The sequence below is a fragment of the Streptomyces enissocaesilis genome (assembly GCF_039533765.1).
Taxonomy (GTDB): domain Bacteria; phylum Actinomycetota; class Actinomycetes; order Streptomycetales; family Streptomycetaceae; genus Streptomyces; species Streptomyces enissocaesilis.
In genome coordinates this window covers 90,020-103,726 of the sequence record NZ_BAAAUD010000041.1, presented here as the reverse complement: position 1 = coordinate 103,726, position 13,707 = coordinate 90,020, and the positions used below count along the sequence as shown (strand labels likewise).

General features: G+C 73.5%; 7 protein-coding genes. 5 read left to right on the top strand and 2 right to left on the bottom strand.

Translation table 11 applies throughout. The features are described from left to right. Window positions 1-2: 2 nt before the first annotated feature. Entirely contained in the window at window positions 3-2,696 is a 2,694-nt protein-coding gene (locus ABD374_RS20805; RefSeq protein ID WP_425577292.1) for a lysylphosphatidylglycerol synthase domain-containing protein, read from the bottom strand. 167 nt (window positions 2,697-2,863) lie between these two features. Between ABD374_RS20805 and ABD374_RS20800 the strand changes: the two genes are divergently transcribed. The 5 genes from ABD374_RS20800 (at window position 2,864) to nudC (ending at window position 13,234) form a co-directional block, all read left to right on the top strand. Beyond that, window positions 2,864-3,277 carry an MGMT family protein gene (locus tag ABD374_RS20800; protein WP_425577291.1) on the top strand — a complete coding sequence of 138 codons (414 nt, stop codon included), beginning with the start codon at window positions 2,864-2,866 and terminating at the stop codon, window positions 3,275-3,277. A 231-nt stretch (window positions 3,278-3,508) separates the two neighbouring features. Then, a complete protein-coding gene (locus tag ABD374_RS20795; protein WP_344497075.1) occupies window positions 3,509-6,982 on the top strand; it encodes an ATP-dependent helicase in 3,474 nt (1,157 codons plus the stop codon). 51 nt (window positions 6,983-7,033) lie between these two features. Then, window positions 7,034-10,792: a UvrD-helicase domain-containing protein gene (locus tag ABD374_RS20790; protein WP_344497074.1), complete on the top strand. Its 3,759-nt coding sequence runs from the start codon at window positions 7,034-7,036 to the stop codon at window positions 10,790-10,792. Between the two features lie 10 nt (window positions 10,793-10,802). Continuing rightward, a complete protein-coding gene (locus tag ABD374_RS20785; protein WP_344497073.1) occupies window positions 10,803-12,203 on the top strand; it encodes a dipeptidase in 1,401 nt (466 codons plus the stop codon). A gap of 77 nt (window positions 12,204-12,280) precedes the next feature. Next, window positions 12,281-13,234 (top strand): NAD(+) diphosphatase, encoded by a 954-nt coding sequence (gene nudC / locus ABD374_RS20780; RefSeq protein ID WP_344497225.1) that lies wholly within the window; start codon window positions 12,281-12,283, stop codon window positions 13,232-13,234. 114 nt (window positions 13,235-13,348) lie between these two features. Here nudC and ABD374_RS20775 read toward each other — a convergent pair whose 3' ends face one another. Next, a complete protein-coding gene (locus ABD374_RS20775) occupies window positions 13,349-13,603 on the bottom strand; it encodes a glutaredoxin domain-containing protein (protein WP_344497072.1) in 255 nt (84 codons plus the stop codon). Window positions 13,604-13,707: the final 104 nt, after the last annotated feature.

The window sequence follows — 13,707 nt, the reverse complement described above, 5'->3', positions numbered from 1 at the left end:
GACTAGAGCTGTTCCCTGCGGGTCAGGTGGTTGAAGAACAGCCAGCCCGGCAGCACCGGCAGCCAGAAGGTCAGCAGCCGGTACAGCAGCACCGCCGGCGTCGCGACCGCGTAGGGCAGGCCCGCGAACGACAGCGCCGTGATGAGCGCGCCCTCGACCGCGCCGATACCGCCGGGCGTCGGCACCGCGGAGCCGAGCGCGTTGGCGGTCAGGAAGACGACAGCGACGGTGGCGTAGCTCAGGTGGACGTCGCTGCCGAAGGCGCGGATCGAGGCGTCCAGGCACATCACGAACGCCGCGGTCAGCAGGAGCATCCCGCCGATACCGGTGATCAGCTTCTGCGGCCGCTGGAGGACGTCGAGCATGCGCGGCACCACACCCGCGAACAACGACCGCACCCGCGTCACCACGAACCTGCGCAGGATCGGCACGGCCGTCACCACCAGCGCCAGCACCGCCGCCGTCAGCAGCCCCGCGATCACCGTCCGGGACGGGGAGAGCGTGGGGGTGTGTTCGGTGCCCGTCACATAGCCGAAGACCATCAGCAGCGTGATGTGGCTCGCGAGGCCGAAGAGCTGCGAGGCGCCGACACTCGCCACGGCGAGCCCCGGGCGTACGCCGGCACGCTGGAGGAAACGGGTGTTGAGCGCCACGCCGCCGATCGCCGCAGGCGCGACCAGCTTCACGAAGGACCCGGCCACCTGTGCTTTGACCGTTCGCCAGAAGGCGACCTTTTCGGGAACGAAGCCGAGCAGGCTCATCGCCGCGGCCGGATAGCTCAGCGCCGAGAACAGCAGGGCCACCGCGGCCCAGCGCCAGTCCGCCTTCGCGATCGCCTCGCCCATGTCGTTGGCCATCAGCGTCGAGATCAGGAAGTAGGCGGCGAACGCGCCGGCGACGACGCTGACGAGCGTACGGAGTCTGATGCGTTCGAGGCGGGCCGGCTCGACCAGCGCCTGCGGCCGGATGAGCAGCACCTGGTGACGGATCTGCGTCAGCAGGTCCTCTTCGCGCGCCTCCTCCAGGGCCTCCTCTATGGCGCCCTTCTCGGCCTTCTTCCCCGCGCGTACGGACTTGCGGCCACCGGTCCCCGCGGCTTCGCCGGCGCCGGGCTCCCCGGTTTCGGCCGCCTTGGTGACGTGCGACGCGTCGAGCACCGCCTCGCGCTCGCGCTGCGACCGTTCGCGCGCCAGCTTGCGCAGCGTCGCGCGCGTGGAGCGGCTGAGCGCGATCGGCTGGAGCAGCGGCAGGCTGTCGGCGACCGCGTCGGGCCCCAGCACCGCCACGGCGGCGGCCACGGCGCGCTCGGCGCCCGCGCGCAGCCCCAGCGTCGTCAGGAGCTGCGCGACGTCCATGCGCAGGACGACGTCGCCCGCGGCGATCTCACCGCCGCGCAGATCGGTCAGGATGACCCTGCCGGAACGATCCACCAGGATCGCGTCGCCGACGAGTCTGCGGTGCGCGATACGGCGCGACTGGAGGGCCTTCACCTGACGCCAGGCACCGCGCAGCAACTCGTCGGTGATCTCCTCGTCGGGCAGCGAGTCCAGGGAACGGCCGCCCAGGTGCTCGTACACGAGCATCACGGCGTCGGGGCCGAGCTCGGACGTGGCGATCAGCTTCGGCGCGTTGGCCCCGGCCGCGATGGCGGCGTACGCGATCAGCGCCTCCTGCTCCAGGGCCTGGCGCAGGGACTGGATGGAGCGGCGCTGGGTGATGCTGCGCAGGGTCACCTGGCGCCACACCCGGTAGAAGAACCCCTGCGCCTGCTGCTCGCGGTCGACGACGGTGACGTCGAGGGGCGGCCCGTCCTCCAGGGTGACGAGGTAGCGCCGCCCGCGGTCGCCCGGTTCGGCCGAGTCGGGCACGTCCTCGGCGCGCATCGCCGTCACGGGGCGGAAGCCGACGCGCCGCAGGCCCGCGAGGAGGGTCTGTCCGGTGGGCCGTACGTTCGGGGATCCGACGGCGTAGAGCGTCCCGTACGCGACGGTCCAGCCGATCAGCACGGTGACGATGATCGAGAACGGGGTGGTCTGGCGGCCGACCAGGACGGCGAACGAGTTGAGCAGCAGCACCGCCCACAGCGCCACGCGCCAGCGCGGCCTGCGGGCCATGCCGACGGCCGTCATGTAGGCGATGACGGGCGCGAGATAACCGTGCACGGGATCGGTCAGTTCGCCGTTCTCCGCGGCCTGTGTGAGCGCTTCCCTGATCGCGTCCGGGGCGGCCTCGGAGACCCACAGGTCGGTGGCGAGCGCGACACCGTGCGCGAGCACGGCCGCCAGAACGCCGTCCGCGATCCGCAGCCCGTCCCGTTTGACCAGCCGCTCGATCGCGAAGGCGACCGGGAGGATCAGTACGGCGATGCTGGAGATGAGGCCGGCCAGCTTGATGAAGACGTCCGGGGTCTGGCCCGTGCCCTTGCTGATGTCCTGTTCGAGCCCGGACGCCGTGCCGTGCGCGAAGGCCGCGATGGCCAGTACGCAGACGATGCCCAGTACGCCGACGAGCAGCCGTACCAGGTCGGAGGGGCGGTGCACGCGCGCGGAGAGCAGCGGTTCGTCGCCGGACACTCGGTCGATGTGGCTTCCTCCGGGCCCGTTGTCCATGTTCTTCGTGGGCCTCTCGGGAGCGTTCTCGGGAGCGTCAGGGTGCGACTCGGCGCCAGGGGTGCTCGCCACCGGGGGAGGCTGCACGCCCTGCTCCTTCGTCACGTCTTCTCGATCTCGTATCACCTGTCACCGCCCGGATGATGGTGGCATGACCGGATGACAGAGGGGGGCATCAGGGTGCATTGCGGGGGCGTGCGGTGTTTTGGCCACGCCCCATGGAGCAGCGTGCACGGTCGGTGCGGTGGTGCAGGATGGGCCGGATGAACGACGAACCGGAAGCCCCCGCACTCCCCGAGTACGCCGAACGCGTGCTGGAGGTGGCGGAGATGATTCCGCCCGGACGTGTGATGACGTACGGGGACGTCGCCGAGTGGCTCGAGGAGGGCGGCCCCCGTCAGGTGGGGCGGGTGATGGCGCTCTACGGCGGCGGCGCGCCCTGGTGGCGCGTGGTGCGTTCCGACGGCGTGCTGCTGCCCGGCCACGAACTGCGCGCACTGGGGCACTACCGCGCGGAGGGCACCCCGCTGCGCACGGCCACCCGCCAGTCCGGGGACCACCTGCCGCGCCTGGACATGAAGCGGGCGCGGTGGGACGGCGCCGCGGCCGGCGGTCCGGTCGTCGGTCCGGCCGGTGGAAGTGGACAAACTCACACGGCTCACACCTGACAGCCTCCAGCATGCGGCGGCGCGGCGGGCGGTACCAGGAGCGTGCGCCGCGCGGCGAAGGACACGGGCCGGGTCACCGGACGGGGTACGGGGCGGAGTCGCTGCGTCCCCGGTGCCCACTGGCGTAGCGTCCTCAGGACGCGGCGCGCGCAGAGCGCTCGTCCCGCACCCACCGCGCCCCGCGCGCGGCGGACAAGTCAACCCGTACACCCACCAGGACCGGCGATCCACGTGAGCTCCTCCACTTCCACAGGTTCCGCCTGGAATCCCCCGCACCGTCAGGCGCGGCAGCGGACCCCGAGCGCGTACCGACTGGTGCGTACCCCGCCGGGCCCGGTGGATCCCCCTCTCCTGGACGCACGGCAGCGCGCTGTGGTTGACCACCCGGGCGGTCCGTTGCTGGTCCTCGCGGGCCCGGGCACCGGCAAGACGACGACCCTGGTGGAGGCCGTCGCCGCGCGCGTCGCCAAGGGGGCCGACCCGGCGCGCGTCCTGGTGCTCACCTTCAGCCGCAAGGCGGCGGTGGAACTGCGCGACCGGATGGCGCTGCGGCTCGGCGGCGCGTACGGGCCGCAGGCGACCACGTTCCACTCCTTCTGCTACGCCCTGGTCCGCGCCCATCAGGACAGCGACCTCTTCAGCGAACCCCTGCGCCTGCTGTCCGGCCCCGAGCAGGACGTGGCCGTACGCGACCTGCTCGCCGGCCACGTCGAGCTGGAGCGCACCGGCCTGCCCTCCCCCGTCCGGTGGCCGGACGAACTGCGCGCCTGTCTCACCACGCGCGGCTTCGCCGACGAGGTCCGCGCGGTGCTGGCGCGCAGCCGGGAACTGGGACTCGGCCCCGACGCCCTCGGAGCCTTCGCGGCGCGTACGGGACGGCCCGACTGGAAGGCCGCGGCGGCCTTCCTGGCCGAGTATCTCGACGTACTCGACATGCAGGGCGTCCTGGACTACGCGGAACTGGTCCACCGCGCGGTGCTGCTCGCCGAGCGGGCGGAGTCCACGGGGCGGCTCAGCGCGCGGTACGACGCGGTCTTCGTGGACGAGTACCAGGACACGGACCCCGCGCAGGTCCGCCTCCTCCACGCCCTGGCCGGCTCAGGCCGCACCCTGGTGGCCTTCGGCGACCCGGACCAGTCGATCTACGCGTTCCGTGGCGCGGACGTCGGCGGCATCCTCGACTTCCCGGACAGGTTCCGGGGAACGGACGGCGCCCCTTCCCCGGTGGAGGTGCTGACGACCTCGCGCCGCTCGGGAGCCGGCCTCCTGGCGGCCACCCGCCTGCTCACCCGCCGGATGCCGCTGACGCGCCTGCCGGCCGAGAAGGTACGGGCCCACCGCGACCTGGCTCCGGTACGCGATGGGGGCCGCGTGGAGGTCTTCACGTACCCGACGGCGGGCACGGAGCTCGACAACATCGCGGACATCCTGCGCCGCGCCCACCTGGAGGAGGGCGTGCCGTGGAACGAGATGGCGGTGCTGGTACGCGCCGGCGGCCGCACGATCCCCGCCGTACGCAGGGCCCTCACGTCGGCGGGCGTTCCCCTGGAGATCGACGGCGACGACCTCGCCCTGCGCCACGAGCCCGCGGTGGCTCCCCTGCTGACGGCCCTGAGGGCAGTGGCCGAGGCGGCGGCCGCTCCGTCCGCCGCCGTGTCCCGGGAATCCGGCCCCGGCACCCCGGACACGTCCGCCGTGCGTCACGACACCGACGCCGCCGGAGAGGCCGGGGAGCCCGGCCCACGGCCCGAGGAACCCGAGGAAGAGCAGGAGCGGCAGGAGGAGGACACGGACCGGACAGACCCCACCCCGCCCGCTGCCGCCACCACCTGGCTCAGCACGGAAGCCGCCGCCGAACTGCTCGCCTCGCCGCTCGCCGGCATGGACACCGCGGACCTCCGCCGCCTCGGCCGCGCCCTGCGCGACGAGGAGCGTGCCGCAGGCAACCGGCTCCCGCCGCCCTCCGACGAACTGCTCGCCCGCGCTCTCGCCGAACCCGAGCGCCTGGCCGCGCACGATCCGGCGTACGCCCGTGGCGCCCAGCGCCTCGGCACGCTGCTGCGCAAGGCCCGCACCCTCCTCGAAACCGGCGGCACCGCCGAAGAGGCCCTCTGGGAACTGTGGAACGGCACCCCCTGGCCAGGACGCCTGGAGCGCGCCGCCCTGCGCGGCGGACCGGCCGGCCGCAACGCCGACCGCGACCTCGACGCCGTGTGCGCGCTGTTCGACACCGCCGCCCGCGCCGAGGAACGCTCCGGCGGCCGCGGCGCCCTGAACTTCCTGGAAGAGCTCGACGCCCAGGACATCGCCGCCGACACCCTCAGCAAGCGGGCCGTACGTCCCGACGCCCTACGCCTGATGACCGCGCACCGCTCGAAAGGACTGGAGTGGCGCCTGGTCGTCGTGGCGGGCGTACAGGAGGGCCTGTGGCCGGACCTGCGCCGCCGCGGTTCGCTCCTCGAAGCGGACCGGATCGGCCGCGACGGCCTCGCCGAGCCCCTCACCCCCGGCGCCCTCCTCGCCGAGGAACGCCGCCTCTTCTACGTCGCCGCGACCCGCGCGCGCGAGCGCCTCGTCGTCACCGCCGTCAGGGCCCCCGCCGACGACGGCGACCAGCCCTCCCGCTTCCTCACCGAACTCGGCGTCGAACCGAAGGACGTCACCGGCCGCCCCCGCCGCCCCCTCGCCGTGGCCGCCCTCGTCGCCGAACTGCGCGCCACCACCGTCGACCCGGCGGCGACCCCCGCCCTGCGCGACGCCGCCGCCCGCAGGCTGGCCCGCCTCGCCGCCCTCGCCGACGAGGACGGCCAGCCGCTGGTCCCCTCCGCGCACCCGTACCGCTGGTGGGGCCTGTACGACCCGACGCACAGCGCCATCCCCCTGCGCGACCGCGACCAGCCCGTGGCGCTCTCGGGAAGCGCCCTGGACCAGCTCGCGAACACCTGCTCCCTGCAATGGTTCCTGGGACGCGAGGTGAAAGCCGACGCGCCCGCGACCGCCGCGCAGGGCTTCGGCAACGTCGTGCACGTCCTGGCCGACGAGGTCGCGTCCGGCCGTACGCCCGCCGATCTCGCCGTACTCATGGAACGCCTCGACTCCGTCTGGGACGCCCTCGCCTTCGACGCCCCCTGGAAGTCCGTGCAGGAGAAGGAACACGCGCGCGTGGCGCTCGAACGCTTCCTCCAGTGGCACGTCATGGACCGCGGCGGCCGCACCCCGGTGGCCACCGAGCACGACTTCGACGTGACCCTGGAGGCGGGCGGCGAGTACGAGGTGCGCATCCGCGGTTCCATGGACCGCGTCGAGGCGGACGCCGAGGGACGGGCGTACGTCGTCGACTTCAAGACCGGAAAAGCGGCCCCCACGCGCGAGGAGGTCGCCCACCACCCCCAGCTCGCCGTCTACCAGCTCGCGGTACGGGAAGGCGCGGTGGACGACGTCTTCGGCGGGACGCGCCCCGGGCCGGGCGGCGCCGAACTCGTACAGCTGCGGCAGCCGGCCGCCAAGAGGGACGGCGGGGAGGCCCTCCCCAGGATCCAGGCGCAGGAGCCGCTCGCCGGGGAGTGGGTCGGCGATCTGCTCGCCACCGCCGCGGGCCGCGTACTCGACGAACGCTTCAGTCCGGCCACCGGCCAGCACTGCACGCACTGCGCGTTCCGCGCCGCGTGCAGCGCGCAGCCGGAGGGCCGGCACATCGTCGAGTAGCGCCGGCGTCACGGAACGTCGCTGTCAGCGGGGCCGGATAGCCTCTCTCGGGTGTCAGCTCGAATCACCGACCCCGAGGAGCTCAAAGAGCTCCTCGGCATCCCGTTCACCCCGGAGCAGATGGCGTGCATCACCGCACCGCCCGCCCCGCAGGTCATCGTGGCCGGAGCCGGTTCGGGCAAGACGACGGTCATGGCCGCGCGCGTGGTGTGGCTGGTCGGCACCGGGCAGGTCGCCCCCGAGCAGGTGCTGGGCCTGACCTTCACCAACAAGGCGGCCGGCGAGCTCGCCGAGCGCGTGCGCAAGGCGCTGGTGCGCGCCGGGGTGACCGACCCCGACGTCATCGACCCCGACCACCCTCCCGGCGAGCCCCGGATCTCGACGTACCACGCCTTCGCCGGGCAGCTCCTCACCGACCACGGCCTGCGCATCGGCCTCGAACCCACTGCCCGCCTCCTCGCCGACGCCACCCGCCACCAGCTCGCCGCCCGCGTGCTGCGCGAGGCGCCCGGCCCGTACCCCGCACTGACCAGGTCGTTCCCGTCCCTGGTCAGCGACCTGCTGGCGCTGGACGCCGAGCTGGCCGAGCACCTCGTGAAGCCGGCCCGCCTCGCGGCGTACGACACCGGACTGCTGAGCACCCTCGCGTCCGTCAAGCTCTCCAACGCCGACCTGCGCAAGGTCCCCGAGGCGGCCGCCGCCCGCCTCGAACTGCTCGACCTCACCACCCGCTACCGCGAGGCCAAGCGCAGCCGCGACCTCCTCGACTTCGGCGACCAGATCGCGCTCTCCGCCGAGCTCGCGCTCACCAGCGAGGAGACCGGCCGGGCCCTGCGCGACGAGTTCCGGGTGGTCCTGCTCGACGAGTACCAGGACACGTCGGTCGCGCAGCGCCTGCTCCTCTCCGGCCTGTTCGGCGGCGGCACCGGGCACGCCGTGACGGCGGTCGGCGACCCCTGCCAGGCGATCTACGGCTGGCGCGGTGCCTCCGTCGCCAACCTCGACGACTTCCCCGCCCACTTCCCGTACGCCGACGGAAGTCCGGCCACCCGGTTCTCGCTCAGCGAGAACCGCCGCAGCGGCGGCCGCCTCCTCGACCTCGCCAACGGCCTGGCCGCCGGGCTGCGCGCCATGCACGAGGGCGTGGAGGCGCTGCGCCCGGCCCCCGGCGCGGAGCGCGACGGCATCGTCCGCTGCGCCCTCCTGCCCACCCACGCGGAGGAGATCGCGTGGCTGGCCGACTCGATCGCCCACCTCGTCCGTACGGGCAAGGAGCCGGGCGAGATCGCCGTCCTGTGCCGGACGGCGGGGGACTTCGCCGAGATCCAGGGCGCGCTGGTGGCCCGCGACGTACCGGTCGAGGTCGTCGGCCTCTCCGGGCTGCTCCACCTCCCCGAGGTGGCCGACCTCGTCGCGGTCTGCGAGGTCCTCCAGGACCCGGGCGCCAACGCCTCGCTCGTCCGCATCCTCACCGGTCCGCGCTGGCGCATCGGCCCGCGCGACCTGGCGCTGCTGGGACGCCGGGCACGCCTGCTCGTGCACCGCGCGCCGGCCGCCGACCCGGACGCCGACCCCGACGGGAGGCTGACCGAGGCCGTCGAGGGCGTGGACCCTGCGGAGGTCGTCTCCCTCGCCGACGCGCTCGACACCTTCCTGGAGTCCGGCGGCGGTACGGACGACGGCCTGCCCTTCTCGGCGGACGCCCGGGTCCGTTTCGCCCGTCTCGCGGCCGAGCTGCGCGACCTGCGCCGCTCGCTCGCCGACCCGCTCATGGACGTACTGCACCGGGTGCTCGCCACGACGGGCCTCGAAGTGGAACTGTCCGCCTCACCGCACGCCCTGGCCGCCCGCCGGCGCGAGACGCTGAGCAACTTCCTCGACACGGCGGCGGGGTTCGCGGCGCTCGACGGAGAGGCGAACCTGCTGGCCTTCCTCGGCTTCCTGCGGACCGCCGCCCAGTACGAGAAGGGCCTGGACAACGCCCTGCCCGGCGGCGAGAACACCGTCAAGGTGCTCACCGCGCACAAGTCCAAGGGCCTGGAGTGGGACGTCGTGGCGGTGCCGGGCCTGGTCACGGGCCACTTCCCGAGCGAGCAGTCCCGCGACTCCTGGACGTCCCAGGCCAAGGTGCTGCCGCACGCGCTGCGCGGTGACGCGGCGACCCTGCCGGACGTGGGGGAGTGGGACAGCAAGGGCATCAAGGCGTTCAAGGACGACATGAAGGCCCACCAGCACACCGAGGAGCTCCGCCTCGGGTACGTCACCTTCACGCGCCCGCGTTCGCTGCTGCTCGGCTCGGGCCACTGGTGGGGCCCGACCCAGAAGAAGCCGCGCGGCCCCTCCGGCTTCCTGCGGGCGCTGTACGACCACTGCGCGGCCGGCTTCGGGGAGATCGAGGCATGGGCGGACGAGCCGGCGGAGGACGAGGAGAACCCCTCCCTGCGCGAGTCGGCGGCGGACCGGGCCTGGCCCCTGCCGCTGGACCCGACGTCCATGGCCCGCCGCCGCCGGGCGGCGGAAACGGTCATGGCCCACCTGGAGAGGCTGGCCACGGCCCGGACCGACGAGGCGCCCGCCGCCTACGCGGACGAAGACACCGCCACCGGCCCGGCGGACTGGGACACCCTCCTCACGGAACGCCCCACGGCGGTCGGCCCCGACGGTCCTCCGGACGCGTTCCACGAAGGCGAGGAAGCCCCAGAAGACGCAGAAGACGCAGAAGACGCAGAAGACAACGAAGAGGGTCCCGGCCCGGCGGGCTGGGACAGCTGGTCGACCCTGCGCCCCGGCGCCATACCCGCGCCCCGGACCCCCCCGAGCCCCGAGCGCCCCGGCGCCGTACCGGAGCACGCCCACCCCGCTTCCGGCGCCCGGGACCACGACACCCCGCCCGCACGCCCCCACCCGGCGGACCCGGCGGACCCGGCGGACCCGCCCCACCCGACGGACCTGGCGCACTCGGCGGACCCGCCCCACCCGGCGAACCCGCCCCACCCGACGGACCCGGCGGATCCAACGGACCCAGCGACCCTCCCCGGGACCCGGAGGTCCGCAGGATTCGTCCCGCAGCCCCGGGAGGAGGCGGGCCGGAGCGGAAGCACCCTCACCCCCGAGGAGGCCCGCGCCGTCGCCTCCTGGGACCGTGACCTCGACGCCCTCGCCGGCGAGCTCCGCCGCGCCCGCGCCACCACCCGCGACGTCCACGTACCGCCCTCCCTCACCGCCTCCCAGCTGCTGCGGCTCGCCGCCGACCCCGACGGCTTCGCCCACGAGCTCGCCCGCCCCATGCCGCGCCCGCCCCAGCCCGCCGCCCGCCGCGGCACCCGGTTCCACGCGTGGGTGGAGTCACGTTTCGAGGAGCTGCCGCTGCCCATGCTCGGCCCCGACGAGCTGCCCGGCGGCGACGGGACCGAGGCCGAGATCGCGGACGAGCGCGACCTGGCCGCCCTCAAGGAGGCGTTCGAGCGCACCCCCTACGCCCGCCGCACCCCGTACCGCATCGAGGTGCCCTTCCACCTCACCCTCGCGGGCCGGGTGATCCGGGGCCGGATGGACGCGGTGTACCGCGACGAGGACACCGGCGCGTACGAGATCGTCGACTGGAAGACCAGCCGCGAGCGCACCGCCGACCCCCTCCAGCTCGCGGTCTACCGCCTCGCCTGGGCCGAGCGGTACGACCTGCCCCTCGACTCCGTGGCCGCCGCCTTCCTCTACGTGCGCACCGGCGAAATCGCGCGCCCCGCCCGCCTCCCCGGCCGTGCCGAACTCGAACGGATCCTGCTGGACGAGCCCCCTCCGGCGGGCGGATAGGCTCAAGGACATGAGCGACACCCCGGACAGCGTCGTCCGTACGTACATCGACACGCATCGCGCGGCCTTCCTCGGTGACCTCGCCGACTGGCTGCGCATCCCGTCCGTGTCCGCGCAGCCCGCCCACGCCGCCGACGTGCGCCGCAGCGCCGAATGGCTCTCCGCGAAGCTCCAGGAGACCGGCTTCCCGGTCACCGAGATCTGGCCCACGGCGGGCGCCCCGGCGGTCTTCGCCGAGTGGCCGAGCGGCGACCCGGCCGCCCCCACCGTCCTCGTCTACGGGCACCACGACGTGCAGCCCGCCGCCCGCGCGGACGGCTGGCACACCGACCCCTTCGAGCCGGAGATCGTCGACGGCAGGCTCTACGCCCGCGGCGCCGCCGACGACAAGGGACAGGTGTTCTTCCACACCCTCGGGGTGCGCGCCCACCTCGCCGCCACCGGCCGCACCGCCCCCGCCGTCAACCTCAAGCTCCTCGTCGAGGGCGAGGAGGAGTCCGGCTCCCCGCACTTCCGCGCCCTCGTCGAGGAGCACGCCGAGCGCCTCACCGCCGACGCCGTGATCGTCTCCGACACCGGCATGTGGTCCGAGGACACCCCGACCGTCTGCACGGGCATGCGCGGCCTGGCCGACTGCGAGATCGAGCTGTACGGCCCCGACCAGGACATCCACTCGGGGTCCTTCGGCGGCGCCGTCCCCAACCCCGCCACCGTCGCCGCCCGCCTGGTCGCCGCTCTCCACGACGAGGACGAGCGCATCACGGTCCCCGGTTTCTACGACGGGGTCGTCGAGCTCACGGACCGCGAGCGCGAGCTGTTCGCCGAGCTCCCCTTCGACGAGGCCCAGTGGCTCCGCACGGCCAAGTCCCGCGCCACCCTCGGCGAGGCGGGCCACACCACCCTGGAGCGCGTCTGGGCCCGCCCGACCGCCGAGGTCAACGGCATCGGCGGCGGCTACCAGGGCCCCGGCGGCAAGACGGTCGTCCCGTCCTCCGCCCACCTGAAGCTGTCGTTCCGCCTGGTGGCGGGCCAGGACCCGGACAAGATCGAGCGGTCCGTACGCGACTGGATCGCCACCCGCGTCCCGGTCGGCATCCGCCACGAGATCACGTTCGGCGCCGCCACCCGCCCGTGCCTCACCCCGCTGGACCACCCCGCCCTCCAGTCCGTCGTACGGGCCATGGGCCGCGCCTTCGGCCAGAAGATCCGCTTCACCCGCGAGGGCGGCTCGGGACCCGCGGCCGACCTCCAGGACGTACTCGGTGCACCGGTGCTCTTCCTGGGTATCTCCGTACCGTCCGACGGCTGGCACGCACCCGACGAGAAGGTCGAACTCGACCTGCTCCTCAAGGGCGTCGAGACCACCGCGTACCTGTGGGGCGACCTCGCGGCGCACTGGCGCGCCTCCTGAACCTGAACACCGTCCGAATCCACCAGGGGGAGTTGGAAGCACCTGTGAGCACCTCGACCGACCACACGGGCACGGGCCTGACCACGGAGACCGCGCGGACCACGGAGCGGCCGATCGGGTTCACCGCCCCGAGCGGCATCGACCGCGCCGCGCACCACCGCCTCGACGAGGCATGGCTGGCCGCGGCGTGGAGCCACCCGACGACCCGTGTCTTCGTGGTCTCCGGCGGCCAGGCTCTGATCGACGAGCCCGCAGACAGCGCCGACGGCCGCACCGAACTCGTCATGACCCCGGCCTTCGAGGCCCCGGTCACCGAGACGCACCGCTATTTCCTCGGTACCGACGAGGACGGCGTCAGCTACTTCGCGCTCCAGAAGGACTCCCTGCCCGGCCGGATGGACCAGTCCGCGCGGCCGGCGGGCCTGCGCGAAGCCGGGCTCCTGCTCTCCCCGCGCGACGCGGGCCTGATGGTCCACGCGGTGGCCCTGGAGAACTGGCAGCGGCTGCACCGGTTCTGTTCGCGCTGCGGCGAGCGCACAGTCATCGCGGCGGCCGGGCACATCCGCCGCTGCCAGGCGTGCGGCGCCGAGCACTACCCGCGTACCGACCCCGCTGTGATCATGCTGGTCACGGACGAGGAGGACCGCGCGCTGCTCGGCCGCCAGGTGCACTGGCCGGAAGGCCGGTTCTCGACGCTCGCGGGCTTCGTGGAGCCCGGCGAGTCGGTCGAGGAGTCGGTGGCCCGTGAGGTCTTCGAGGAGGCGGGCGTCACCGTCGGCAGCGTCGAGTACGTCGCCAGCCAGCCGTGGCCGTTCCCGTCCAGCCTGATGCTGGGCTTCATGGCACGCGCCACGTCGTCGGAGATCAACGTGGACGGCGAGGAGATCGAAGAGGCGCGCTGGTTCTCCAGGGACGACCTGCGGAGCGCCATCGAGTCCGGCGAGATCGTGTCCCCCTCGGGCATCTCCATCGCGGCCCGCCTGGTGGAGATCTGGTACGGCAAGCCCCTGCCGAAGCCGCTGGGCCCGTAGCCCCGCGGCATACGGAAGGGCCCCCGCGCCGCTGCCGGGGGCCCTTCCGTATGTGTTCCGCGTGCTCTGCGTACGCGGTGGTTCTGTGTACGCGGCGCTCCGCGTACGCGCGCCTCAGACCGTCAGCGCCTGCTTGACCTGGGCGAGGCTCGGGTTGGTCATGACCGTCTGCTCACCGGAGGCGGGGACCACGAGGACGGTCGGGACCGTCTGGTTTCCGCCATTCGCCTTCTCGACGAAGGCCGCCGACTCAGGGTCCAGCTCGATGTTGATCTCGGTGTACGCGATGCCCTCGCGGTCCATCTGGCTCTTGAGCCGACGGCAGTAGCCGCACCATGTGGTGCTGTACATCGTCACAGTGCCCTGCATGTCGTATGCGCTCCTCTGGTTCGCCGGGGCGTGTCCCCCGGTGAGTCGGAAATGCCAGTGTGTGAACGTACGTGACCCGACCGTCATTCCCGCATCCCGCATTA

Excerpts from the sequence above, each read along its gene's own strand:
- ABD374_RS20800 (WP_425577291.1), top strand. The coding sequence starts at position 2,864 with ATGGGCCGGATGAACGACGAACCGGAAGCCCCCGCACTCCCCGAGTAC.
- ABD374_RS20785 (WP_344497073.1), top strand. The coding sequence starts at position 10,803 with ATGAGCGACACCCCGGACAGCGTCGTCCGTACGTACATCGACACGCAT.
- ABD374_RS20775 (WP_344497072.1), bottom strand. The coding sequence starts at position 13,603 with ATGCAGGGCACTGTGACGATGTACAGCACCACATGGTGCGGCTACTGC.